Raw genomic sequence first — 24755 nt, 5'->3', positions numbered from 1 at the left:
ACTAATTCTGTCCCAGCCCCTTTTTATGTGCTTAAACTTCCATAATGATTGGTAAAATCATTGGACGACGTTTTGTTTTCTCAAATAGATAAGGTCCTAAAACGTCAGTGATTTCGTTTTTCATTTCAGTCCACTGTGTAGACTTTACTTGAACCATTTCATTTAGATGATTGTTTAGCATTTTTTGAGCTTCACTAATAAGTGAGCCTGATTCACGCATGTAAACAAAGCCGCGAGAGATGATGTCTGGTCCAGCAACTAGCTTTTGCTTTTTCATATCAACACTTACAACGACGATGACTAAGCCTTCCTCAGAAAGGATGCGTCGGTCACGTAATACGATATTACCGATGTCACCAATACCACTTCCGTCAATGTAAACATCTCCAGAAGGGATTTTTCCAGCCACATGAGCTTCATTTGCGCTTAGAGCTAGAACCTCACCATTTTCCATTACAAAGGTATTGTCAATAAGAACATCGCAATCCTCTGCTAGTTTAGTATGCATTTTTAGCATACGATACTCACCATGGATTGGCATAAAGAACTTTGGCTTCATCAAGCGAAGCATTAGCTTTTGCTCTTCTTGAGAACCATGTCCAGATGTATGGATATTGTTTAAAGAACCATGGATTACTTCTGCACCCGCACGGAATAATAGGTTAATAATTTTATTAACACTCATTTGGTTTCCTGGGATTGGTGAAGAAGAGAATACAACAGTATCTCCAGGTTGAATTTGAATTTGTCTATGTGTACCATTTGCAATTCGAGATAATGCAGCCATTGGTTCACCCTGAGAGCCTGTACATAAAATAAGTACTTCGTTTGCTGGTAAACGATTAATCGTTTGGGCATCAACAAATGTCTCTTTCGGTGCTGTAATGTAGCCTAATTCACGTCCAATCGAAATAGCATTATCCATTGAACGACCGAATACGGCAATTTTACGGCCAAATTGTGCTGCTGCGTCTGTTACTTGCTGTAGGCGATGGATATTTGAAGCGAAAGTCGCAAAAATAATACGACCATCAACCTTACGTAAAATATCATCTATGCTTTCGCCAACCTTGCGTTCGGACATTGTAAAGTTTGGAACCTCTGCATTTGTACTATCAGATAGTAAGCAAAGGACACCATCACGGCCGATTTCAGCCATTTTTGTTAGGTTCGCAGGTTCTCCGACAGGCGTGAAGTCGAACTTAAAATCTCCTGTGTGCACGATATTGCCAGGAGGTGTTTTAACAACGATTCCATATGCGTCAGGAATACTGTGAGTTGTACGGAAGAAGCTGACGGATGTTTTTCTGAATTTGATCACATCGTCTTCTTTAATTTCGATAAGCTTTGTTGTACGCAGTAAACCATGCTCATCCAATTTATTTCGCAATAAACCTAAAGCAAGCTTGCCACCGTACACAGGGATATTTAATTGGCGTAATAAATAAGGAATACCGCCAATATGATCCTCATGGCCATGGGTAATGAATAGGCCTTTGATTTTGTCAACATTACGTACTAAATAAGTGTAATCCGGTATAACATAGTCGATTCCTAATAAATCGTCATCCGGGAATTTAATTCCAGCGTCAATTACGATAATTTCATCCTGGAATTGTACTGCATAGGTGTTTTTTCCGATTTCGCCCAGTCCGCCGAGAGCGAATACCGCTGCTTGATCATTTTTTACAAATTTCATAATGATCTAAGCGTTCTCCACATGGAAGTTCGGGCTATTTTTTTCATATTCTAAATAATTGCCCTCGAGTAATTGGATATACTCGATGTTAAAGTTACGATCTTTTAAATAGTTACGCACTTCTCTTTCTGAAGCTGCTTCTAAATAAAGACTTTTAGTATTTTCGCGAACTGGTACCTCTAGAGCGTTTTCTTGGTAATAAACTTTGTAAATCATGATTTCTCTCCTTTAATTAACGTACATTTACGTGCATCGTATAGATTATTTAAAGTGAACTACTTGCCATAAAAAGAGTAGCGTTAAAATTCCATAATTAATAAAAGATGATATATCAAAAGCTACTGTTTTTGCAAAAAGCTTTAACTTCTTTTCAATAATTTCTCTTAACACGAAAAAACACTTGTACCCATTTTACCATCAATTGGTTAAAGAGTCTTGTTCTACCGCTAAGGTATTTAAAATTTTCGATTGGCACACTATAAGAAAGCTCGGAGGAACTATCTAGTTATGCTTATCCTTTAATTGCGACCTTGAATCTTTGTAATTGGATAAAGTTTGTTTCTTCTATTATGAAAGAAGCTAAATGTCAATAATCCTTGTTAAAGATGCATTTCCTTTATATTATCATGCGTCTGTCTTAAAATAAAGAAAAGCCCTCCGTTTTTGAAGGGCTTAAGCAATTGATTTTTTTCCGAGGATGCCATTTAATCGTTTCAAAATTCTCTTTTTGAGTCGTTTTAACATGGCGCATCACTCCTAACTTACAAGAATACTGACGATTCTCTATATGTAAAGTATTTTCCGTTTACATATAAATATGTGTTGAGAGGGTTATGAAATGACAAGTATCATATTTTTTGATGTGGATGGGACACTCTATAATGATGAGAAAATAATCCCGGAATCCACAAAAGAAGCTATTAAAGCAGCACGAACTAACGGCTATGAAATTGCGATTGCAACAGGTAGAGCGCCTTTTATGATTGAAAGCATTTTAGAGGAGCTAGAAATTGATACATATGTCACGTTTAATGGTCAATACGTCGTTTACAAGGGTGAAGTAATTTATACTGACAGTGTACCGAAGGAGTATTTGGCAAAAATAATCGATTTTGGACACCAGCGTAATCACCCGGTAGTTTTTATCGATGACAAAGAAATGATTGCTTCTATTGAAGGTCATTCCTTTATCGAGCAAAGCTTGAATACATTAAAATATCCGTACCCGTACAGCAACCCGCTATTTTACGAAGACAATGATGTGTATCAAACGCTTATTTTTATCGAAGAATCCGATGAGCAGCTCTATAGAGAAACTTTTTCCGAGGTCAAATTTGTTAGATGGCATCCCTATTCCTGCGACATTTTGCCAAAGGACGGTTCAAAAGCGAGAGGGATTAAAACATTATTAGAAAAAATCAATATCCCGATTGAAAACTCAATAGCCTTTGGAGACGGCTTGAATGATATCGAAATGCTTCAGGAGGTTGGTACGTCAGTCGCTATGGGCAATGGAGTAGAACAGGCAAAGGCAGTAGCAGATATTGTAACTGACCACGTGGATCATGATGGTATAGCAAAAGCCATGAAGCTTCTTAATATTATTTAACTATTTTAAGTAGGAAGTATCGATTCATAAGTATTCTTTTCTTTATTAGTCTATGTAATATGTTTTAAAATGCTTAGACTATAAACAAAATAATTTGTTAATAATGATGGGGGCGTCTGTAATTTTGAGACATCCCCTCTTTTCTTTCGATTCTATTCTTGGAAGAGACTCGAACGAAAAGAAAAAAGTGCCCAGCTATTAAACACGACTGGACACCTCATAATAGGTTTTTTATTCTTCACCCAATGGGAAGGAATTTGGCACTTGATCGAACGGGTTTGCTTCATTAATGTGATCATAAAACATAATGCCGTTTAAATGGTCTAATTCATGCTGAAAGGCAACAGCAGGCATTCCCTTTAGACGTAGTTTCTTTTCTTCGCCATCAACCGTGAAGAACTTAACAGTAATTCTTGCATATCGAGGGACGAACCCTGGAATTGAACGGTCAACCGAAAGACAGCCTTCTCCAGAGGGAAGATAGGTTTTTTCGACAGAGTGACTAACGATTTTAGGGTTAATGGCTACAAAGCTTAATTGCTCCCCATTATCGTCTTCTAAATGAAGGGCAAACATTCTTTTTAATGAGTTTACTTGGTTTGCTGCTAAACCAACTCCAGGACGAAGACCGTATTTTTGTGAAGCTTCAGGATCCTGGCTGTTAATAAGGTATTCTAACATGTCATGAGCAAGAGCTCGGTCATCCTCAGATAGAGGAAACTTCACTTCCTCTGCTTTAGTTCTTAATGTAGGGTGACCCTCACGAATTATATCTTCCATTAAAATCATTCTATAAACTTCCTTTCACTAAATTACTATGTAATTAAAGTATAGTAGTATTCTTTGCGAATGGCCAAGGATTCTTGATAATAGGCTTTATGAGCACATAATACAGAGGAATCGGCGTATACTTGCAAAATACAAAAAATGTTTTTATCTATTATAAAAAATATCATATGTTGATTTATTTTGCTTTAGAAAAGTTTAGTGACAAAAGTATAGGTGAATACAAATAATAAAGGATTTTTTTGGAGGAAAGTTATTTAAGGAAACTAATAAGCGCATGAGTTGGTAAATTCTGTTGTAATACAGTTTATCGATTAATATATAACAGTTGAGTTGTGTTGAATAGTTGTTTAGTGAGAAAAAAAGTGCAAAATAAACGGAAATCAATGATTGACCGAATGGATTTATTTTTATATACTCAATTTAACAAGATATTGTACTAATGTTTTTGGAATTAATTTTAATACAGAACTTAAGGAGAGGTGCTATATGGGAGAAAAAAATTCAAAACAATTTGATCCAGCTGCTACTTTAGAGATAATTGAAAATCAGTTTGAAATGTTCCAAATTTTAAATGAAGAGGGCAAAATTGTCAACGAGGCTGCTGTTCCGAATTTATCAGATGACGAGCTAGTTGAATTAATGTCACGTATGGTATATACACGAATTTTAGATCAACGTTCTATCTCGTTGAACCGCCAAGGAAGACTTGGTTTCTATGCTCCAACAGCTGGGCAAGAGGCTTCTCAATTAGCTTCACACTATGCTTTAGAGAAAAATGACTGGATATTACCAGGCTATCGTGATGTTCCTCAAATCGTATACCACGGTCTGCCACTTTGGAAAGCTTTCCTATTTAGTAGAGGTCATTTCGTAGGTAACCAAATTCCTGAGGGCGTAAATGTTTTACCACCTCAAATCATTATCGGTGCACAGTACGTTCAAACTGCTGGAGTAGCACTAGGTATCAAGAAACGCGGTACTGCTGATGTAGCTGTTACTTATACTGGTGATGGCGGGTCTTCTCAAGGGGATTTCTACGAAGGAATCAACTTTGCAGGGGCGTTTAAGGCTCCAGCAATTTTCATTGTACAAAATAACCAATTTGCAATTTCAACACCACGTGAAGTACAAACAGCTGCAAAAACAATTGCACAAAAAGGGATAGCAGCAGGTATTCCAAGTGTGCTAGTTGATGGAATGGATCCCCTTGCGGTTTATGTTGCAACTAAGGATGCACGTGATCGCGCAGTTAGAGGAGAAGGGCCATCTCTAATCGAAACAATGTGTTATCGTTATGGTCCACATACAATGTCAGGTGACGATCCGACTCGTTACCGTACTTCAGATAATGATAGTGAATGGGCAGCAAAAGACCCAATCGTTCGATTCCGTATTTACCTAGAAGGTAAAGGCTTATGGAATGAAGAAAAAGAAACAGAAGTAATCGAACGTGCAAAAGAAGAAATTAAAGAAGCGATCAAAAAAGCCGATGAGGCACCTAAACAAAAAGTAACGGACTTAATTTCAAATATGTACGAAGAAAAGCCATACAATTTGCAAGAACAATATGAAGTCTTTAAAGCAAAGGAGTCGAAATAACCTATGGCACAAATGACAATGATTCAAGCGATTACGGATGCACTCCGTTGCGAACTAAGAGATGATGAAAATGTTTTAGTGTTCGGGGAAGATGTAGGTGTGAACGGCGGGGTATTCCGTGCTACTGAAGGTCTTCAAAAAGAATTCGGTGTAGACCGTGTATTCGATACACCACTTGCTGAATCTGGTATTGGTGGTTTAGCAGTAGGTTTATCTTTAACTGGCTATCGCTCAGTACCTGAAATCCAGTTCTTTGGCTTCGTTTATGAGGTGATGGACTCTATTAGTGGTCAGTTAGCTCGTTACCGTTACCGTACTGGCAATACCTTCAATATGCCTGTAACGATTCGTTCTCCATTCGGAGGCGGTGTTCATACACCTGAAATGCACTCTGATAGCTTAGAAGGCTTAATGGCTCAACAACCAGGCTTAAAAGTAGTTATTCCATCAACGCCATATGATGCGAAGGGTCTATTAATTTCATCAATTCGCGATAATGATCCGGTTATTTTCTTAGAGCACTTAAAGTTATATCGCTCTGTAAAAGAAGAAGTACCTGAAGAATCATACACAGTTCCACTAGGCAAAGCGGACGTGAAGCGTGAAGGGAAAGATTTATCGATCTTTGCATACGGCTTAATGGTTCACGAAAGCTTAAAAGCAGCAGCTGAGCTTGAAAAAGAAGGATACTCAGTAGAGGTAGTGGATTTACGTACAGTCCAACCATTAGATATTGAAACAATTATTGCGTCTGTTGAAAAAACAAATCGTGCAATCGTTGTTCAAGAAGCACAAAAGCAAGCTGGTATCGCAGCAAATGTAGTAGCTGAAATTACAGAACGTGCAATTTTAAGCTTAGAGGCACCGGTTTTACGTGTAGCAGCACCGGATACAATTTATCCATTCCCACAAGCAGAAAACATTTGGCTGCCTAACTATAAGGATATCCTGGAAACTGCGAAAAAAGTATTAACATTCTAATCATTTGTCGAAGGAAAGGGTGAAAAAATATGGCGTTTGAATTCCGCATGCCTGATATTGGAGAAGGTATACATGAAGGGGAAATCGTAAAATGGTTTGTGAAACCTGGCGATAAAATTCAAGAAGATGACGTACTTTGTGAGATTCAAAATGATAAAGCTGTTGTAGAAATGCCTTCACCAGTAGAAGGAACTATTCAGGAAATTCTTATTGAGGAAGGGTCTGTAGCAGTAGTAGGAGATGTAATCATTCGAATTGATGCACCTGGCTACGAAAACCTTCAATTCAAAGGTGACGATCATCATAAAGAAGAAACAACTTCTACAACTAGTGCACAGGTTCAAGGAACTGCCGAGGATGGCGATAAAGTTGAAAAAGCGCCAGTTAAGGGAGATTCTAAAGAAGACCCAGCTGTGGATATTTCACCAGATTCTACAGATAATGATAAACGAATCATTGCAATGCCATCAGTTCGTAAATACGCAAGATCAAAAGATGTCAATATTCAGCAAGTAAGTGGAACGGGTAAAAATGGCCGTATCCTAAAAGAAGATATTGAAAGCTTCTTGTCTGGCGGAGCGAAAGCCTCTACACCTGAAGCTGTCGAAGATACGGCAGTGGTTGAAGAGAGTGCTGTTGAAGAAAAGGCTGCTGTACCAGCTCCTGTTAACCTTGAGGGCGAATTCCCAGAAACACGCGAGAAAATTTCTGGAATTCGAAAAGCAATTGCTAAGGCGATGGTTCATTCGAAACAAACGGCTCCACACGTTACATTAATGGACGAAGTAGATGTAACTGCATTAGTGGCACACCGTAAAAAATTCAAGGATATCGCGTCAGAAAAAGGTATCAAGTTAACTTATTTACCTTATGTAGTGAAAGCTTTAGTTTCTACATTACGTGAGTACCCTGAGTTCAACCGTTCATTCGATGATGCAACAAATGAAATTATTCAAAAGCATTATTTCAACATTGGAATTGCAGCAGATACTGAAAAAGGATTACTTGTACCTGTAGTAAAGCATGCAGATCGTAAATCAATCTTCACTATTTCTGGAGAAATCAATGACTTAGCAACAAGAGCCCGTGAAGGTCGTCTATCACCTAATGAAATGAAAGGCGGTTCATGCTCAATTACGAATATTGGATCTGCTGGAGGTCAATGGTTTACACCAGTTATTAACCATCCTGAGGTGGCAATTTTAGGTATTGGAAGAATTTCTGAGAAACCTGTGATAAAAAATGGTGAAATTGTAGGCGCACCTGTGTTAGCATTATCATTGAGCTTTGATCATCGAATGATCGACGGAGCCACAGCACAAAATGCTTTAAATCATTTAAAACGTTTGTTAAGTGACCCGGAACTTTTATTAATGGAGGCGTAATAATATGGTAGTAGGAGATTTCGCAATCGAAATTGACACTTTAGTAGTAGGTAGCGGACCTGGTGGTTATGTAGCAGCAATTCGTGCAGCTCAAACTGGTCAAAAAGTTACAATTGTAGAAAAAAATGTAATAGGTGGCGTTTGCCTTAATGTTGGATGTATTCCTTCTAAAGCGTTAATTTCAGTTGGTCACCGTTTTGAACAAGCACAGCATTCAGAGGACATGGGTGTTTTCGCTTCTGAAGTGAAGCTTGACTTTGAAAAAGTACAGAACTTCAAAAACGGCGTAGTTAAAAAATTAACTGGCGGTGTTGAAGGTCTTTTAAAAGGCAACAATGTAGAAATCGTTCAAGGTGAAGCATATTTCTCTGATGCAAATACAGTGCGTATTATCAATGGAGATTCTGCTCAAACATATACATTCAAAAATGCAATTTTAGCAACTGGATCTCGTCCTGTTGAAATTCCGACTTTCAAATATACAGATCGCGTACTAAACTCTACAGGTGCTCTTAACTTAAAAGAATTACCTAAGAAATTAGTTGTTATCGGCGGTGGATACATCGGTACGGAATTAGGTTCTGCATTTGCAAACTTCGGTACTGAAGTAACAATCATTGAAGGCGGAAAAGATATCTTAGCTGGCTTCGAAAAACAAATGACTGCTATCGTTAAAAAAGGTCTTAAGAAAAAAGGCGTTACAATCGAAGTAGGCGCATCTGCTAAAGGTGTGGAAGAAAACGAAAATGGCGTAATCGTTTCTTACGAAGTAGGCGGAGAAGAGAAAAAAGTTGAAGCTGACTACGTATTAGTAACTGTAGGTCGTCGTCCAAACACAGATGAAATCGGTTTAGAGCAAATCGGTATCGAATTTGCTGAGCGCGGTATAATCAAAGTCGACAAACAATGTCGCACAAATATTCCAAACATCTATGCAATCGGTGATATCGTTGATGGTCCACAACTTGCTCACAAAGCATCTTACGAAGGTAAAGTTGCTGCTGAAGCAATCGCTGGTGAAAAATCAGTTGTTGACTACCTAGCAATCCCAGCTGTATGCTTCACAGATCCAGAAATGGCTACTGTTGGTTACAGCGAAGAGTCTGCTAAAGCTGAAGGCCTAGAAGTGAAGGTTGCGAAGTTCCCATTCGCAGCTAACGGTCGTGCATTAGCATTAAACCAAACTGAAGGATTCGTTAAATTAGTAGCTCGTAAAGAAGATGGCTTACTAGTTGGAGCTCAAATTATCGGTGCTGGTGCATCTGATATGATTTCTGAGCTTTGCTTAGCGATCGAAGGCGGCATGACTGCTGAAGACGTAGCTTTAACAATCCACCCTCACCCAACTTTAGGTGAAATCACAATGGAAACTGCTGAAGTATTACTAGGCAACCCAATCCATATCATTTCAAAATAATATCTATTTAGAGGCCCTTGCACTTATGTGTGAGGGCCTTTTTTAATGTAGTGGGGATAGAGAGTGAAGATAATGTAAGTTGCGTGTAAGAGCCTGCTAGTGGATATTAAAAGATTTCCATACTACGCCAAATTACATATTAAATAATATAGTTGCTCCTGGTAGGTAGCTCGCTATGAATTAATAGCAACTCACATACCTCTAGTGAAGCCTACTACCACTCTACACTTTAGTTTTCTATAAGAAACTCTTCCTATTTTTTGCTAGATACGTAGACAGTCGTTTTGAATAGGCGTAAAATTACGATAAATAGGGGGGACTCGAAATGAAATTGAGTTTAAGGCTTACGGATGCCCTGATGAGAATTATAAGAACCATTGCTCAAATATTGATACTCTATGTTTTTTATTATATTGGCGTTTTAATTGTCAAGGTTACGGGGTTGCCACTGCCTGCAAGTATATTGGGGTTAGTGCTTTTAGCTGTTTGCTTGAAAATGAAGTGGGTTAAGGTTGAATATATTCGTGAGGGGGCAGGTTTTTTAATTGCCTTTATGACGTTATTTTTCATTCCTGCGATTGTTGGAATCATTGATTATCCAGAGCTACTTTCACTTGAAGGCATTCTTCTTCTTAGCACAGTTTTTGTCAGTACATTATTTGCTATCTTAATATCGAGCAAGCTAAGTGAAATGATTGAGAAAAAAGAATTAGCCATGATCGAAAAAAAAGAAGCAGTTGCGGTTATGCAGACAGAGCTAGATTCAGTTGAGGAGAAGGACTCGCATGTCTTAAATCCATCAGCTTCACTAAAAGAACCTCAGCAAAATGAGAAGACGAAGGAGGATGAAATACTTGAAGGCAGTCATCTTCATCGTTAGTACAGTGGTGCTATTTCTATTGATGTATCAGCTTCATAAGAGGTATCCATATCCTGTTTTATTGCCAATATTAACGACGACACTTGTGTTAGTTGCAGCATTATTAGTTTTTCATATTCCATTTTCCGACTATATGGAGGGTGGGAAATACATTCAGCACTTATTAGGACCAGCCGTTGTGGCTTTAGCTTATCCACTATATAACCAAAGGCGATTAATAATGAAATTTAAATATACGATTCTATCTGGTATTTTTATAGCCATGCTAAGTGGATTATTGAGTGTATATATCATGTTGAAAATCATGAAAATGGAAACGAATTTGATCTTAACTTTACTTCCTAAATCCTTAACAACACCTGTTGCGATGCAGGTAAGTGAAACGATAGGTGGTATTGCACCTTTAACTGCTGTATTTGTTATGGTGGCAGGGTTTACAGGAGCATTATTTGGACCTGCTGTTTACAAATATTCAAAGGTCACTTCATCAATTGGAAGAGGGATTTCAATGGGAAGTGCAAGCCATGGTGTAGGGGTTTCCAAGCTAAAGGATTATGGGGAAGAGGATTTGTCGATTGGCTCATTATCTATGGGACTAAGCGCTGTAATTGGTGCTGTGATTTGTCCAATCTTTGTATTTCTGTTTATTTAATGTAAAAAGCTGGCCAAATAGAGTAAAAAAACACGATTTTCCATCAGTTAGTAATGGAGAATCGTGTTTTATATTGTAGAAATTTAAAGCTTTAAATGATAGGCATACGTTCTTTAATGACGCGGATTGTTTTAAGTGATAAATCTTCTGGTCCTTGAACAGGTAACCCAGCTTCAATATTCATTTTAATATATTCAATATTATCCTCGGTAATTATTTCCCCGGGAATGAAAATCGGGATTCCTGGCGGGTATACCATGATAAACTCTGCGCAAATATACCCAACAGATTTTTCTATAGGCATTACTTCTGTACTGGCATAAAATGCATCGCGTGGAGTCATTGCCAATGCTGGTATATCTGGAACATTAACAATTGTCTCTCTTTGAGTAGCCTCCGATTCAAAGGTTTGCGACATTCTTTGCAATGCATTGACAAGTAAGTTTATTTCCTTTTTTGTGTCACCTAATGTAATTAGACAAAGGATGTTGTAAAGGTCAGATAATTCGACTTCGATATTGGCGTTGTGACGGAGCCATTCCTCAGCCTGGTGACCTGTAATTCCTAAATCTTTTACACTAATAAGGATTTTTGTTGGATCCATATCATATGTTGCTGATGAATGAAGTTTTTCTCTTCCTGCAACTTTAAGATGAGGAATCTTATTTATGCGTTTTCTCGCGTCCTTAGACAGGCGAATGGCCTCATCTATTAAATCATACCCGTGTACAGCTAATTGACGTCTAGCACAGTCTAAAGAAGCTAAGATTGGATATGAAGTTGAAGTTGTTGTTAACATCGATAAAACAGATTGTACTCGATTTACCGTAACAAGACCTTCACGTACATTCAAAACTGAGCTTTGTGTCATAGATCCGCCAAGCTTATGAACACTAGTTGCAGCCATATCTGCACCAGCCTGCATTGCTGATAAAGGTAGCTCATCATGGAATTTAATGTGTACGCCATGCGCTTCATCAACGATAACAGGGATATTATGTGCATGTACAATATCAACAATACGCTTTAAATCAGTTGCAAAGCCAAAATAAGTAGGATTTATTACTAACATTGCCTTTGCATCTGGATAGGTTTTTAATGCTTTTTCAACTGATTCTGCCGAAATACCATGTGCTATTCCATATTCTTCATCAACCTCAGGATGGATAAAAATAGGAATGGCACCGGATAGAACAATCGCAGACATAGTTGATTTATGAACATTCCGAGGTACCAATATTTTATCACCTGGACCAACGACGGATAAAATCATCGTCATGATGGCGCCACTAGTACCTTGAACGGAAAAGAATGTATGGTCAGCACCAAAGGCTTCAGCTGCTAAGCTTTGTGCTTCTTTAATCGCGCCTTTTGGTGAATGTAAGTCATCTAGTGGAGCAATATTGATTAAATCAATTGATAAAACGTTGTCGCCGACGAACTCACGAAATGCTGGATCCATCCCTTGACCTTTTTTATGTCCTGGAATATGAAATTGTATTGGATGTCTATTTCGATGCTTGAGTAATACGTCGAACAATGGAGTCTCTAACTGTGACAACGCAGGTACCACCTCGCTTTATATAATTTTGAAAACAAAAAGAATTATAGCATCTATTGTACTTCGTGACTACAAAAATTAAAGGATTTTTTTCTATTAAAAAGAAGTAGTTAATTATAAGAAAGAAAAAGGGGGATGAAGAATTGAATTGGGATACAAGAATTTCAAGGTTACTAGAAATCAAATATCCAATTATTCAAGGGGGATTAGCCTATTTAGCCTACTCAGAATTAGCAGCAGCTGTATCGAATGCTGGAGGTTTAGGTCAAATAACTGCAATGAGCTTAAAGTCTCCTCTATTGCTTAAAGAGGAGATATATAAGGTGCGTGAAAAAACAGATCGGCCATTTGGTGTAAACTTTGCTATTGGTATGCATGGTAAAGGCTATGAGGAAATGGTGAAGGTTGCAATAGATGAAAATGTGCCGGTCATTTCCATGACAGGAGGAAATCCAGCACCGATTTTTGATTTATTAAAGGGGACAAGCATTAAAAAATTAGTATTGGTGGCAGCGAGAAGACAAGCTAAAAAGGCTGAAGAGCTTGGGGCGGATGCTGTAATGGTTGTTGGTCAAGAAGGTGGGGGTCACTTAGGCCGTGATGATGTAGGAACAATGGTGCTTGTTCCTCAGGTAGTAGATAGTGTCTCCATTCCTGTAATTGCTTCAGGAGGCATTGGTGACGGTAGAGGGTGGATGGCAGCGCATGCATTAGGGGCAGAAGGAATTGAAATGGGAACACGCTTTATAGCAACGAAGGAATGTGTCCATGCATCTCGTGCATACATTGAAAGCTTATTAAATAGTACTGAGTCAGATACTACTATTATAAAGCGTTCGATTGGAGCACCAGCACGCTGCCTAAAAAATAATTTTACAGATAAAATAATAGAGATTGAAAAAGCTTCTCCAACCTATGAGGCCTTAAAGGAGTATATAAGTGGAGAGGCCAATAAGAGATTTATATATGAAGGTGATGGGCAGAACGGTTTTGGGTGGGCAGGACAAGTAGCTGGGATGATACAAGATGTGCCTACAGTACAGGAGCTTATTAGCCGAATGGTTGTACAAGCAGAAGAAATCAGAGTAAAATGGGGACATTAAATGAAGAAAGTAGGGTCTTTCTATGGAATATTCATATCCATTTTCAACAGATTGGTCAACAGTAGAAATTGTAGATGTTATTCGCTTTTTTGAGGGCGTTGAACAAGCCTATGAAAAAGGAATTAAAAGAGAAGATATGCTTTCGAGATATCGTCGATTTAAAGAAATAGTGCCTTCCCAGGCTGAGGAAAAAACAGTATTTCGCGAGTTTGAGGAAGCAAGTGGCTATGTAAGCTACAGAGTTGTAAAGCTGACGAAGGAACAAGAAGACGGCAAAATTATTAAAATGTAAATTAAAAGAGGGTGATTCCATAGAACGTTAATAAACATTCTGTGCGATTACCCTCTTTTTAATGTAGGAGATTCTAATAATAAGTATTATAAATATGTGCTTATGCTATTGATGAAAATGGCTTGCTTTGAATGTCCTTTCTTTTGAGAGAGAGCATATCTGCAGCATCGTTTTCTTTTTCAGTTATTAAGTCACATATTATTTTAGAACCAAGTGTACTGTATACAGTTCCGTTTCCGCCATAACCAAGCAGATAATAATGGTGAGGCTTTGTCGGATGAGTACCGATAAATGGCAATTGATCCTTCGTTTCTGCAAAGGTGGCGGCATAGCAATAATCAATCTCTAAATCTAAGTGAGGGAATAATGCCTTCGTTTGCTTTAATAACTTCTCTGCACAGTCCTCAATTACCTTTTCATCTATTGGAGCCTCTGATATATTTTCATCCATTCCACCTACCATGATAGCTCCTTCAGCAGTAGTGCGTAAATACAGATATGGTCTCTTTGTTTCCCAAATCAATGCTTTGTTATGCCAATTAGAATCAGATTGGATTGGTTTTGTTACCATAACATAGGACCTATTAAATTTCGTCTCTTCTTTTTTGGCATTTTGCTTTTTTTCATAGCCAATTGTATATATGACATCTTTAGCCCTGAAGGAAAGGCTGGAGGTTTTAAGCTGAACTATCTGATTTTCATAGGATGTATTACATACGGTTGTATTTTCAAATAAATCAACACCATTATCCTGTAAATAATTCAATAAGCTAGTGATAAATTTTAATGGGTTTATTTCTGCATCCTGATAAGTAATGATGGCAGCTGGCTTATTAAAATGCATATAGGATTCTAGTGTTGGCTCGTCCCAAAATTCACATGGGAAATTGTTTTTATACAGTGTTTCATATTCCTTGCGCAGTTTTTTTACATCTGCATTATCGCTAGCATAATAGATACTTGGTCTACGTACAAAATCCACCTCATCAGGCAATTCATTTACTATGCTCTCTATATCGTCCAAGGCCTCAAAACATAATTTATAAAACTGTACTGCTTCCTTTTCACCGATTTGTTGGATAAGCTCTGATAGCATAATATCGCTTGAATATTGCAGTAAACCGGTATTTGCCGCTGTGCTTCCTTGTCCAAATTTCTTACCTTCCAATATAGCGACGGATAAGCCCTGCTTCATAAGCTTATAGGCAGTTAAACAGCCAGACATTCCGCCTCCGATGATAACAGCGTCATATAGCTTTTTTGCTTGTTTTGCAGTTTTTACACTAAATTGAGTAGTAAGTGTTGTTGGCCAATATAAGGTTCCATTATAAAGATTCAATTCAAAACACCCCTTAAATATGTAGAATAATGTCCTAGGACTTTACCCGTATATTTTTCATTTAAATCATCTTGAATTTTTTGGGATTTTTTTTACTAAAGAAAAAGGGGGATATAAGTGGATTTAAGAAGCATATTTTCTACAGTGCAGATTTGCAGGCTTATTAATAAGCAGCTTAAAAAATTTAAAAAGAATTAGTTGAAATATGTAATGTTTGTCAGTATCTTGTGCATATTAATTATACAACACACCAAAAGCAAAACACGAACTTCTCTAGAAATTGCTTTAAATTACTTAAATCAGGATTTAGCTGAGAAGTCGTATATAAGCGTTTTTTAAAGGCAAAAGTTAGATTCTAACCTTTGCCTTTAAAAGTAGCTACTTTCCAATTATAGTGTTATAAATTGGCATTAATGCTTCAAATGTTTCTTCAGTTAGTTGTAAGAATTGTTCCGATGAAAGATTGATTGCCTCTTCTCGGGAAATGTGACGACCGACAAGGAACTCACCTTTTTTAACATCTCTTAATCGAATTAATAATTCTTCCAGCTGTTTTTCACGCCCTGTTTTTAGAGAAATTGAGTCTTGTGACATATGATCACCGGAAAGGATAAATGAGTCAGGAAGCTTATCAAATAGCTCTTTAGCATTTAATAAACGATCTGCCATTTCAGATTTTTGCGGTGCTTCATAAATAATTGCCACAATAATGAATAAATGTGTATTCCAAAGCCCAATTTGAAAATGAGGAAGAGATTTATATCCACGCTTATAAGGAGCAAATGCTACCCATGAATCTTTAGGTGGATTGATTGTTCTTCTAGCATGCTTCGCAACATGAGGAAAGAATTCATCACCCGTTTTAGCGCTAAAGTAACTTGAAAACATGTCACCTAATTCTTGGAACTTCGGGCGAACAACAGTAGTTAGAGCTTCCATTCGCTGTTCTAAACCATCGATTTCGAAAACCTCGAAGTCTTTGTTTGTCCATTTAATTTTGTTCATTATATTTGTGCCCCCTCTTTGATTTACATGTTTATTTTATCTGCTTTTTGGGAAAAATTTTGTAACAAACCATTTCATGAGACTAAAATTTTTATAAATATGAAAGGGAAGTGATTTACTATGAAACAGATGATTAAAATTATACGTAAAGTTGATATTGAAAAGCAATATGAACACGTTTTACGTCTTGAGCTCGATTATGAGCTTGCCTCCTTATATATTGCAATGCAAGATAAGGATGAAAACGAAATGGAGAAAAGTAAAAAACGTTTAAAGGAAATACAGGATGAATTAGATGGTCTCCACGCATATGTGTAACAAGTTAATATTTTTATAAAAATCACTTGCATTCATTTTGACTGCAAGTGATTTTTGTTATACTAATGGATAAATAAAGAATTTTTCGAATAATTGGGTGTCTCTTATATAGATAACACCTAGTAACGATGAATAGGGATAGGTGGGGGTTAAGTGGATTTACGTGAAATAGACCAGTTTGCCAAGGATATTATTTTTGAAGCAGGAAAGAGAATTAGGGATGCCTTCTCTTATGATATTAAGGTTGAGACAAAAGCAGATGCGAATGATCTAGTGACTAATATAGATCGAGAAACGGAATTGTTTTTTATCGATAAAATCAAAGCCTTTAATCCTAACCATAAAATTTTAGGAGAAGAAGGAATGGGGGAAGGAATTGAATCTTTAGATGGTTCAGTTTGGATTATCGACCCAATCGATGGAACTATGAATTTCGTGAAGCAGCATCGCCATTTCATGATTACAATCGGTTTTTTTGTAGACGGTATAGGAAAGCTTGGGTACATATTAGATGTGATGAGAGAGGATTTGTTTTATGCTATCGAAGGGGAGGGTGCATGGTATAATGATTCCCCATTAAGGAGGCTAAATCCCCTGCCTTTAGAGGAAGCTGTCATTGGAATAAACGCTAGCTGGATTGCACCGAATAGACGTGTAAACCACGAGAAGATGATTGAATTGGTTCATAAAGTAAGAGGAACAAGATCCTATGGGTCAGCTGCGATGGAAATTGCCTTTGTGGTCAGCGGCAAATTAGATGCTTATATTTCCATGAGGCTGTCTCCTTGGGATATTGGTGGAGGAACAATAATTGCTAAAGAAGTAGGGGCAATTGCGACAAATTTAAAAGGGGAGCCTTCTAGCTTATTAGCACAGGATACTTTCATCATCGCGAACCCATCCATCCACCAAGAAATTTTAAAAAATTATATCGAAGAAAAATAAAATCAAGAGTAGAAGGCAAATTCAGCATTTGTTTTCTACTTTTTATTTAGAAAAAAACACGATTTGTTAAAAAACTTCAACAAAATCGTGTTTTACATATGAATTAATTCATTTACATGTGGCAGTCTAAATGTATTGCTTTATAATAGATTTTGTTCACGGAATTTACGTTTCATCTTGAACCCGATGAACATTACAGCGCATAATGCGACAAGACCTGCAATCGCTCCGAGTACTGTTTTTGCTGCAATTGCATACCCGATAGAAATCATGGATAACATCGCAGCGACCGCAAAAATAAACATGACAGCTTTCGCTTTATTCATGGAAATATGCCTCCTTAGTATGTATGTATAATGGAATAATCTACAATATTGTCGAATTGTAAAAAAACATGAAAAGACAATATGAACTTCTTGTGCTATAATAACACAGTTAATCATATGAAAAAAGAATATGGAGTGGAATAATGACAAAGTTACGCGAAGATATACGCAATATCGCAATTATCGCCCACGTTGACCATGGGAAAACAACATTAGTAGACCAATTGTTAAAGCAATCAGGAACTTTTCGTACAAATGAACATGTAGAAGAACGTGCAATGGACTCAAATGATATCGAACGTGAACGCGGGATTACAATCCTTGCTAAAAATACAGCTGTAAACTATGAAGGTACAAGAATTAATATCCTTGATACACCTGGACATGCTGATTTCGGTGGAGAAGTAGAACGTATCTTAAAAATGGTAGATGGCGTTTTACTAGTAGTTGATGCATATGAAGGTTGTATGCCTCAAACACGCTTTGTATTGAAAAAAGCATTAGAACAAAAATTAACACCAATTGTTGTAGTAAACAAAGTGGATAAAGATTCAGCTCGTCCTGACGAGGTAGTTGACGAAGTAGTTGACTTACTTATCGAATTAGGTGCTGACGAAGATCAATTAGAATTCCCTGTAGTATTTGCTTCTGGTGTAAATGGTACTGCTTCTTTAGATTCAGACCCATCTAAACAAGAAGAAAATATGAAATCATTATTTGAATCAATTATCGAGCATATCCCAGCACCACAAGATACAACTGAAGAGCCATTACAATTCCAAGTAGCATTACTTGACTATAATGACTTCGTTGGACGTATTGGTATTGGTCGTGTATTCCGCGGGAAAATCCATGTAGGTCAACAAGTAGCACTTATGAAACTTGATGGCTCTGTGAAAAACTTCCGTGTAACTAAAATCTTTGGTTTCTTCGGTTTAAAACGCGAAGAAATCCAAGAAGCATACTCTGGTGATTTAATTGCCGTATCGGGTATGGAAGAAATCAACGTTGGTGAAACAGTTTGTCCAGTAGAGCACCAAGAGGCGTTAACACCATTACGTATCGACGAGCCTACTTTACAAATGACTTTCTTAGTAAATAACTCTCCATTCGCAGGTCGCGAAGGAAAATGGATTACTTCAAGAAAAATTGAAGAGCGTCTTCGTTCTCAATTACAAACAGACGTATCTCTACGTGTAGAAGATACAGATTCACCAGATGCTTGGATCGTATCAGGTCGTGGTGAGCTTCACTTATCGATCTTAATCGAAAACATGCGTCGTGAAGGCTATGAATTACAAGTGTCTAAACCACAAGTAATCATTCGTGAAATTGATGGCGTAAAATCAGAACCAATTGAACGCGTACAAATCGATGTTCCTGAAGACAGCGTTGGTTCAATTATCGAATCTCTTGGTAACCGTAAAGGTGAAATGTTGGATATGATCAATGAAGGAAACGGACAAGTTCGTTTAATCTTCATGGTTCCAGCTCGTGGATTAATCGGTTATACAACTGAATTCATGTCATTAACAAAAGGTTTCGGTATCATTAACCATACGTTTGATTCTTATCAGCCAGTAGTTGCAGGCCGTGTAGGTGGGCGTCACCAAGGTGCACTTGTTTCTATGGAAACAGGAAAAGCAACTACTTATGGAATGATGCAAATTGAAGACCGTGGTACACTATTTGTTGAACCAGGTACTGAAATTTACGAAGGTATGATCGTTGGTGAAAACAACCGTGACAACGATATTACGGTTAACATTACAAAAATGAAACAAAAAACAAATGTACGTTCAGCAACAAAAGATGCAACGAACGTTATTAAACGTCCTCGTATTTTAACGCTTGAAGAAGCACTAGAATTCTTAGATGAAGATGAGTACTTAGAAGTAACACCTGAATCTATCCGTTTACGTAAACAAGTTCTAGATAAAAACGAACGTGAAAAACAAGCGAAAAAGAAAAAATTCGCTGAGTAATAGTTAAGTTTTTCGTTTTTTGTTTGCTGGAATTTTGAAAGGTGTTGTATAAGTTGAACTTGTTTGGGACACTAAATTATATTCAAGCATCCGCACCTACTACTACGGGTGAAACGGCCTTTGTATTTGGACGTATGTCAGGTATCACTCGATATCTTTATGAAAGCTTACCAAACTATACTGTTGCTGGATACGTAACATTTTTCTTGATTTTTATCTTATCTGCAATTGTTTATAAGCTTGGGTTCGCTAAAAATGATTTAAAATTAGTACAAAATATCATTATTTATGTATTCCTATTTATTGGATGTATGGTTTTAACGTTTTTAGCACTTTTCTTACCGATGATCGAAGGTTTAATAGTTGCTGCTTTAATCTTGATTCTTTATAAGACACGCTTATGGCGCGAAAAAAGAGAAGAGAAAAGAGCCGCATCTTAGGATTTAGCTAATAAGAGGCTGACAACAAGGGTTGTGAAATTTACGACTTTTGTCTGTCGCCTCTTTTTGTTATCGGTAAAATTTCAACTAAGAATCACCTGAAATTGAAGGGTAATTTGTATAGGAAATACATAGTAAATAATGGTAATCTAAAAGTTGAAAGACTCTGTCACCTCTTTAGTGTTGGTATGAGTATCGATGGAAATAAAAGGAGAAATCCCTCCAAAATTGGCAGAAACTCATTTTATAATGTAAAAAGGAAGTTATTTCTTTTAAAGTGGCTAAATCCTTGGATTTTCATAAATTTTAAGCAATTAAGCGGAAATTTTTTGCTTGTATAGGCTTCGAGAGGCTTTCAGTTAAAAATTACCGAAAATTCTACCGCTATGAAATCTCTCTCATACCAACTTAAAATTCAATAATTTACCGTAACAGAGCAAAATAAAAAACGAACGCATGGGAAGAAAGAGAATGACCTTAAATGTGGAAAATCAGCTACCTATAGAGGTAAACACTAAAAAGAAAAAGCAAGTTGGAAGGATTTTTGTGCTGGGATTCCTGTCAGCACTGGCACCATTCTCTATGGATATGTACCTTCCAGCTTTACCTACCTTGGCCTCTGATTTAAATACTAGCGCATCTGCTGTGCAGCTAAGTCTAATGTTTTGCTTACTTGGTCTTGCTTTAGGACAGTTAATCTCTGGACCACTAAGTGATGGCTATGGACGCCGAAAACCATTAATCATAGGGATGACTGTATTTATCGTTGCTTCTATTTTATGTGCCTTTACATCTTCAATCGTTGTATTATGCTTGCTGAGGTTGATACAGGGGCTAGCAGGTGCAACAGGTATCGTCATATCTCGAGCAATTGTACGGGATTACTATACGGGTTATGAAATGACAAAGTTTTTTGCACTTCTAATGCTCGTAAACAGTATTGCACCAATTATTGCACCTACTGTTGGTGGGCAAGTACTGAGGTTTACTAGCTGGCAAGGGATTTTTGTGATTTTAAGTATTATCGGTGCTGGAATTTTACTTGGCGTCATTTTTAAACTAACAGAAAGCTTACCTTTTGAAAAACGACAAACTGGTGGAATAAAACAAACTGTTTCCTCCATGGGAATGATGCTGAAGGATCGAGTATTCATGGGCTATTGTTTGGCATCTGGCTTTGTTTTTACTGGAATGTTTGCATATATATCTGGGTCACCCTTTGTATTACAGGATATTTACGGTATTTCTCCACAGGCTTTTGGTCTAGTTTTTGCTATCAATAGTATTGGTATTGTTACAGCTTCCCAGATTTCTTCAAGACTTAGCCGAACAGTAGGGGAGAAGAAGCTGCTTATCTTCGGTTTGTCGCAAGCTTTTTTAGCAGGCTTGGCTCTATTTATAATGATCCAGCTTGATTTAGGACTAATCGGGATATTAATACCATTATTCTTTGTTGTTTCAAGTGTAGGGTTAGTTGCGCCTGCCAGTACATCTTTAGCGATGCAAAGACAAGGGAAGAATGCGGGAAGTGCCTCTGCCTTTATCGGTTTAGCGCAGATGGGCCTTGGAGCGATTGCTACACCTCTTGTAGGGCTCGGAGGAAGTCTCACAGCTATTCCAATGGGGCTTGTTATTGCTATAAGTACATTTTGTGCTCTACTAATCTATTTTGTGTTAGTGATAGCGCCAGACAAAGGTTTATTCTTAGATAAGAAAACTAACTAAAAGGACGATGTATTTTTTGGATTTCTAGGTATTCACACATTTTTCCCAAATGGCATAATCTACTCTTGATAAACAAGTACGAATAGTACGAAAAGGGGAGGTTGGAGCATTGAAAAAATGGGTGAAGTCTAGTCTTTTGGTTATTATAGCAAGTCTGTCGGTCCTTCTTATAGCAGCGTGTAATGATTCAGATGAGCTTCAAACGGTAAAAATTGGCGAGGTTACTCGCTCCATTTTCTACGCACCTCAATATGTAGCTATTACTCAGGGCTTCTTTGAAGAAGAGGGGTTAAACATAGAATTATCTACAATCGCTGGTGGAGACAAAACAATGACGGCTTTGTTATCTGGTGGAATTGATATTGCACTAGTCGGCTCGGAAACTTCAATTTATGTGTCTGCTCAAGGGGCCAATGATCCGATTAAAAACTTTGCACAGTTAACTCAGACAGACGGTACTTTCTTAGTGGCTCGAGAAGAAATTGAAGACTTTTCTTGGGATATGCTAAAAGGATCTACATTCCTCGGTCAGCGTAAGGGTGGAATGCCACAAATGGCTGGAGAATTTGTGTTGAAGAAGAATGGCATTGATCCACACGCGGATTTAGAGTTAATTCAAAATATTGATTTTGCCAATATATCTACAGCCTTTGCTTCAGGCACTGGAGATTATGTTCAATTATTCGAACCAACTGCAAGTGTTTTTGAAGCGGAAGGGTTAGGTCACATTGTAGCTTCCTTTGGTACTGAGTCTGGTCATTTGCCGTATACGGTATTTATGGCGAAGGATAGCTTTATGAAAGAAGATCCAGAAACAATCGAGAAGTTTACAAGAGCATTGAAGAAAGCTCAGGATTTCGTATACGAAGCCTCAGCAATGGAAGTGGCAGAAGCACTTCAGCCATTCTTTGAAGATACAGATGTTGAGTTGATTGCTACTGTAGTAGAACGTTATCGTGAGCAGGAATCCTTTGCAAAGGACCCTATCTTAGATGAAGAAGAGTGGAACAACCTGCAAGATATTATGGATGAGGCTGGCGAATTACCAAAACGTATGGATTATAACGAATTAGTAGATACGACGTTTGCGGAGAAGGTCGTGGAGTAGATGTCTTTTCTAAGTGTCAGCAACGTCCACCATACGTATTTTTCTAAAGAAGCAGCAACTGAGGCCCTACAGGATATTAATCTAACAATAGATAAAGGAGAATTTGTTTCCTTTATCGGGCCTAGTGGCTGTGGTAAAACAACCCTTCTTTCCATCATTGCTGGTCTTTTTGAACCAACTTCAGGCTCAGTACACATTGAAAATCAAGAGGTTTATGGAAATAAGGATTTGTCGATTGGCTATATGCTGCAGCAGGATTATCTGTTCCCATGGAAAACAATCGAAGAGAATATCACGCTTGGCTTGAAGCTCTTAAAGCAGGAGAAAAAAAGCTTCACAAATGTAGCCTCCAGTCTTTTGAGTGATGTCGGCTTACCACCTGTGGAAAAAAAGTATCCAAGAGAGCTATCAGGTGGGATGCGACAAAGGGTAGCACTAGCTAGAACCCTTGCAGTGGATCCGAAGATTCTTTTGCTAGATGAGCCTTTTTCAGCTCTCGATTACCAATCAAAATTAAAGCTCGAGGATCTAGTGTCCAACAAGCTAAAAGAATATGGAAAAACAGCGGTTCTGGTTACTCATGATATTGGTGAAGCCATTGCCATGAGTGATCGGATTTTTCTTTTCTCGGCACGTCCCGGCAAGCTGCATCAAACCTTCCTTGTTCCTGAGGAATTAAGGACCCTGACACCTTTTGAAGCAAGAGCACATTCAAGCTATTCCTCCCTTTTCCAAACGATATGGAAGGAGCTTGAAAGCCTTGAATAATCAAAAACTGCATGAACAATTTCTTCAATCTCTTAGAAAAGAAAAAAGATGGGTTCGATTCTACCAGCTGTTAATCCTTATTGCATTCTTTGGATTATGGGAAACGGCATCTCGCTTTAGATGGATTGACCCATTAATCTTTAGTTCACCTTCAAAGGTAATGAATTTACTTATAGACAATATTGCAGATGGCTCCATTTTGGTGCATATCAGCTATACCCTATTTGAAACGGTATTAGGGTTTATACTCGGTACTTTGCTAGGTGCGATATTAGCTGCGATTCTATGGTGGTCGCCATTTTTATCGAAGGTGTTAGATCCATATTTAGTTATATTAAATTCAATGCCAAAGGTAGCTCTTGGACCGATTTTGATTGTGGCGATGGGACCTGGTATGGGCTCTATTATTACGATGGGGGCTATTATATCTGTCATTATTTCTACAATCGTAATCTATACTGCATTTAGAAATGTGGATGCTAATTATCTAAAAGTATTGCAAACCTTTAATGCATCCCGCTCTCAAATGTTCAAAGAAGCGATCTTGCCTTCATCTTTTCCAACGATTATCTCTACCTTAAAAGTGAACGTCGGCTTATCTTGGGTCGGGGTTATAGTAGGGGAGTTCTTGGTATCGTCGAAAGGGCTTGGATATTTAATCATCTACGGCTTCCAAGTATTTAACTTCAACCTAGTTCTGATGTCACTACTGATAATTGCGGTTTTCGCTACAATCATGTATCAGCTAGTTGAACTGCTCGAAAAGAAGCTTATTAAAAGTGAATAAAATAAAATCCTTGAACTCATTTTAAAGTTCAAGGATTTTTTT

The 24755-nt window shown here is 37.7% G+C and carries 24 protein-coding genes; 17 read left to right on the top strand and 7 right to left on the bottom strand.

The annotated features are described in order from the left end of the window. Nucleotides 1-31: 31 nt before the first annotated feature. Nucleotides 32-1699 carry a ribonuclease J1 gene (gene rnjA / locus BJ095_RS08740; protein ID WP_107934953.1) on the bottom strand — a complete coding sequence of 556 codons (1668 nt, stop codon included), beginning with the start codon at nucleotides 1697-1699 and terminating at the stop codon, nucleotides 32-34. 6 nt (nucleotides 1700-1705) lie between these two features. Next, entirely contained in the window at nucleotides 1706-1915 is a 210-nt protein-coding gene (locus BJ095_RS08735; protein ID WP_107934952.1) for a DNA-dependent RNA polymerase subunit epsilon, read from the bottom strand. A 622-nt stretch (nucleotides 1916-2537) separates the two neighbouring features. Here BJ095_RS08735 and BJ095_RS08730 point away from each other — a divergent pair. Further along, the gene (locus tag BJ095_RS08730; RefSeq protein WP_107934951.1) at nucleotides 2538-3308 is read left to right on the top strand and encodes a Cof-type HAD-IIB family hydrolase; all 771 of its coding nucleotides are present in this window, start codon (nucleotides 2538-2540) and stop codon (nucleotides 3306-3308) included. A gap of 231 nt (nucleotides 3309-3539) precedes the next feature. On the opposite strand, the gene def is transcribed toward BJ095_RS08730, so the two are convergent. After that, nucleotides 3540-4097, bottom strand: coding sequence for a peptide deformylase (gene def / locus BJ095_RS08725; RefSeq protein ID WP_107934950.1), 558 nt, complete (start codon nucleotides 4095-4097; stop codon nucleotides 3540-3542). Nucleotides 4098-4583: 486 nt separating this feature from the next. Here def and pdhA point away from each other — a divergent pair, with 486 nt between their 5' ends. The 6 genes from pdhA (at nucleotide 4584) to BJ095_RS08695 (ending at nucleotide 11011) form a co-directional block, all read left to right on the top strand. Then, nucleotides 4584-5696: a pyruvate dehydrogenase (acetyl-transferring) E1 component subunit alpha gene (pdhA, locus tag BJ095_RS08720; protein ID WP_107934949.1), complete on the top strand. Its 1113-nt coding sequence runs from the start codon at nucleotides 4584-4586 to the stop codon at nucleotides 5694-5696. Nucleotides 5697-5699: 3 nt separating this feature from the next. Beyond that, on the top strand, nucleotides 5700-6677 hold the full coding sequence (locus BJ095_RS08715; RefSeq protein WP_107934948.1) for an alpha-ketoacid dehydrogenase subunit beta: 978 nt from the start codon (nucleotides 5700-5702) through the stop codon (nucleotides 6675-6677). Nucleotides 6678-6706: 29 nt separating this feature from the next. Further along, on the top strand, nucleotides 6707-8062 hold the full coding sequence (locus BJ095_RS08710) for a dihydrolipoamide acetyltransferase family protein (protein ID WP_107934947.1): 1356 nt from the start codon (nucleotides 6707-6709) through the stop codon (nucleotides 8060-8062). A 4-nt stretch (nucleotides 8063-8066) separates the two neighbouring features. Further along, on the top strand, nucleotides 8067-9479 hold the full coding sequence (gene lpdA / locus BJ095_RS08705; protein WP_107934946.1) for a dihydrolipoyl dehydrogenase: 1413 nt from the start codon (nucleotides 8067-8069) through the stop codon (nucleotides 9477-9479). A gap of 325 nt (nucleotides 9480-9804) precedes the next feature. Next, the gene (locus BJ095_RS08700; RefSeq protein WP_235867620.1) at nucleotides 9805-10359 is read left to right on the top strand and encodes a CidA/LrgA family protein; all 555 of its coding nucleotides are present in this window, start codon (nucleotides 9805-9807) and stop codon (nucleotides 10357-10359) included. Then, nucleotides 10325-11011, top strand: a complete 687-nt coding sequence (locus BJ095_RS08695) for an LrgB family protein (protein WP_107934945.1) — start codon at nucleotides 10325-10327, stop codon at nucleotides 11009-11011. Before BJ095_RS08700 ends, BJ095_RS08695 begins: the two co-directional genes overlap by 35 nt. Before the next feature lie 91 nt (nucleotides 11012-11102). Here BJ095_RS08695 and BJ095_RS08690 read toward each other — a convergent pair whose 3' ends face one another. Next, nucleotides 11103-12572 (bottom strand): aminotransferase class I/II-fold pyridoxal phosphate-dependent enzyme, encoded by a 1470-nt coding sequence (locus tag BJ095_RS08690; protein WP_107934944.1) that lies wholly within the window; start codon nucleotides 12570-12572, stop codon nucleotides 11103-11105. Between the two features lie 143 nt (nucleotides 12573-12715). Here BJ095_RS08690 and BJ095_RS08685 point away from each other — a divergent pair, with 143 nt between their 5' ends. Together BJ095_RS08685 and BJ095_RS08680 are read left to right on the top strand one after the other, a co-directional pair. Further along, a complete protein-coding gene (locus BJ095_RS08685) occupies nucleotides 12716-13675 on the top strand; it encodes an NAD(P)H-dependent flavin oxidoreductase (RefSeq protein WP_107934943.1) in 960 nt (319 codons plus the stop codon). Between the two features lie 22 nt (nucleotides 13676-13697). After that, a complete protein-coding gene (locus tag BJ095_RS08680) occupies nucleotides 13698-13967 on the top strand; it encodes a UPF0223 family protein (RefSeq protein ID WP_107934942.1) in 270 nt (89 codons plus the stop codon). A 100-nt stretch (nucleotides 13968-14067) separates the two neighbouring features. On the opposite strand, the gene BJ095_RS08675 is transcribed toward BJ095_RS08680, so the two are convergent. Further along, nucleotides 14068-15306 (bottom strand): NAD(P)/FAD-dependent oxidoreductase, encoded by a 1239-nt coding sequence (locus BJ095_RS08675; RefSeq protein ID WP_107934941.1) that lies wholly within the window; start codon nucleotides 15304-15306, stop codon nucleotides 14068-14070. A 378-nt stretch (nucleotides 15307-15684) separates the two neighbouring features. Beyond that, nucleotides 15685-16311 (bottom strand): YktB family protein, encoded by a 627-nt coding sequence (locus BJ095_RS08670; protein WP_107934940.1) that lies wholly within the window; start codon nucleotides 16309-16311, stop codon nucleotides 15685-15687. A 120-nt stretch (nucleotides 16312-16431) separates the two neighbouring features. Here BJ095_RS08670 and BJ095_RS08665 point away from each other — a divergent pair, with 120 nt between their 5' ends. Continuing rightward, nucleotides 16432-16629 (top strand): hypothetical protein, encoded by a 198-nt coding sequence (locus BJ095_RS08665; protein WP_107934939.1) that lies wholly within the window; start codon nucleotides 16432-16434, stop codon nucleotides 16627-16629. 153 nt (nucleotides 16630-16782) lie between these two features. After that, nucleotides 16783-17574, top strand: coding sequence for an inositol monophosphatase family protein (locus BJ095_RS08660; RefSeq protein ID WP_107934938.1), 792 nt, complete (start codon nucleotides 16783-16785; stop codon nucleotides 17572-17574). A gap of 140 nt (nucleotides 17575-17714) precedes the next feature. Here the strand turns inward: BJ095_RS08660 and BJ095_RS08655 are convergent, their stop codons facing one another. Continuing rightward, a complete protein-coding gene (locus BJ095_RS08655) occupies nucleotides 17715-17900 on the bottom strand; it encodes a DUF5325 family protein (RefSeq protein ID WP_107934937.1) in 186 nt (61 codons plus the stop codon). A 143-nt stretch (nucleotides 17901-18043) separates the two neighbouring features. On the opposite strand from BJ095_RS08655, the gene typA reads away from it, so the two are divergent. The 6 genes from typA to BJ095_RS08620 all read left to right on the top strand — a co-directional run bounded on the left by typA (nucleotide 18044) and on the right by BJ095_RS08620 (nucleotide 24713). Next, nucleotides 18044-19885, top strand: coding sequence for a translational GTPase TypA (gene typA / locus BJ095_RS08650; protein ID WP_107934936.1), 1842 nt, complete (start codon nucleotides 18044-18046; stop codon nucleotides 19883-19885). A gap of 134 nt (nucleotides 19886-20019) precedes the next feature. Then, the gene (locus BJ095_RS08645) at nucleotides 20020-20325 is read left to right on the top strand and encodes a YlaH-like family protein (RefSeq protein ID WP_107935029.1); all 306 of its coding nucleotides are present in this window, start codon (nucleotides 20020-20022) and stop codon (nucleotides 20323-20325) included. Between the two features lie 471 nt (nucleotides 20326-20796). Beyond that, on the top strand, nucleotides 20797-22050 hold the full coding sequence (locus tag BJ095_RS08635) for a Bcr/CflA family multidrug efflux MFS transporter (RefSeq protein WP_107934935.1): 1254 nt from the start codon (nucleotides 20797-20799) through the stop codon (nucleotides 22048-22050). Nucleotides 22051-22159: 109 nt separating this feature from the next. After that, complete coding sequence (locus tag BJ095_RS08630) at nucleotides 22160-23158, top strand: ABC transporter substrate-binding protein (RefSeq protein WP_107934934.1); 999 nt, start codon at nucleotides 22160-22162, stop codon at nucleotides 23156-23158. Next, entirely contained in the window at nucleotides 23159-23926 is a 768-nt protein-coding gene (locus tag BJ095_RS08625) for an ABC transporter ATP-binding protein (protein WP_107934933.1), read from the top strand. Beyond that, nucleotides 23919-24713 carry an ABC transporter permease gene (locus tag BJ095_RS08620; RefSeq protein ID WP_107934932.1) on the top strand — a complete coding sequence of 265 codons (795 nt, stop codon included), beginning with the start codon at nucleotides 23919-23921 and terminating at the stop codon, nucleotides 24711-24713. Before BJ095_RS08625 ends, BJ095_RS08620 begins: the two co-directional genes overlap by 8 nt. The last annotated feature ends 42 nt before the right edge of the window (nucleotides 24714-24755 follow it).

Source organism: Ureibacillus chungkukjangi (assembly GCF_003217295.1).
GTDB lineage: Bacteria > Bacillota > Bacilli > Bacillales_A > Planococcaceae > Ureibacillus > Ureibacillus chungkukjangi.
The sequence above is the reverse complement of the archived record's forward strand: the minus strand, read 5'-3'. Positions and strand labels throughout refer to the sequence as shown.

Excerpts from the sequence above, each read along its gene's own strand:
- BJ095_RS08625 (WP_107934933.1), top strand. The coding sequence starts at position 23,159 with ATGTCTTTTCTAAGTGTCAGCAACGTCCACCATACGTATTTTTCTAAA.
- def (WP_107934950.1), bottom strand. The coding sequence starts at position 4,097 with ATGATTTTAATGGAAGATATAATTCGTGAGGGTCACCCTACATTAAGA.
- BJ095_RS08695 (WP_107934945.1), top strand. The coding sequence starts at position 10,325 with ATGAAATACTTGAAGGCAGTCATCTTCATCGTTAGTACAGTGGTGCTA.
- BJ095_RS08710 (WP_107934947.1), top strand. The coding sequence starts at position 6,707 with ATGGCGTTTGAATTCCGCATGCCTGATATTGGAGAAGGTATACATGAA.
- pdhA (WP_107934949.1), top strand. The coding sequence starts at position 4,584 with ATGGGAGAAAAAAATTCAAAACAATTTGATCCAGCTGCTACTTTAGAG.
- BJ095_RS08715 (WP_107934948.1), top strand. The coding sequence starts at position 5,700 with ATGGCACAAATGACAATGATTCAAGCGATTACGGATGCACTCCGTTGC.
- BJ095_RS08665 (WP_107934939.1), top strand. The coding sequence starts at position 16,432 with ATGAAACAGATGATTAAAATTATACGTAAAGTTGATATTGAAAAGCAA.
- BJ095_RS08735 (WP_107934952.1), bottom strand. The coding sequence starts at position 1,915 with ATGATTTACAAAGTTTATTACCAAGAAAACGCTCTAGAGGTACCAGTT.
- lpdA (WP_107934946.1), top strand. The coding sequence starts at position 8,067 with ATGGTAGTAGGAGATTTCGCAATCGAAATTGACACTTTAGTAGTAGGT.
- BJ095_RS08645 (WP_107935029.1), top strand. The coding sequence starts at position 20,020 with ATGTCAGGTATCACTCGATATCTTTATGAAAGCTTACCAAACTATACT.
- rnjA (WP_107934953.1), bottom strand. The coding sequence starts at position 1,699 with ATGAAATTTGTAAAAAATGATCAAGCAGCGGTATTCGCTCTCGGCGGA.
- BJ095_RS08635 (WP_107934935.1), top strand. The coding sequence starts at position 20,797 with ATGACCTTAAATGTGGAAAATCAGCTACCTATAGAGGTAAACACTAAA.
- BJ095_RS08700 (WP_235867620.1), top strand. The coding sequence starts at position 9,805 with ATGAAATTGAGTTTAAGGCTTACGGATGCCCTGATGAGAATTATAAGA.
- typA (WP_107934936.1), top strand. The coding sequence starts at position 18,044 with ATGACAAAGTTACGCGAAGATATACGCAATATCGCAATTATCGCCCAC.
- BJ095_RS08730 (WP_107934951.1), top strand. The coding sequence starts at position 2,538 with ATGACAAGTATCATATTTTTTGATGTGGATGGGACACTCTATAATGAT.
- BJ095_RS08670 (WP_107934940.1), bottom strand. The coding sequence starts at position 16,311 with ATGAACAAAATTAAATGGACAAACAAAGACTTCGAGGTTTTCGAAATC.
- BJ095_RS08655 (WP_107934937.1), bottom strand. The coding sequence starts at position 17,900 with ATGAATAAAGCGAAAGCTGTCATGTTTATTTTTGCGGTCGCTGCGATG.
- BJ095_RS08680 (WP_107934942.1), top strand. The coding sequence starts at position 13,698 with ATGGAATATTCATATCCATTTTCAACAGATTGGTCAACAGTAGAAATT.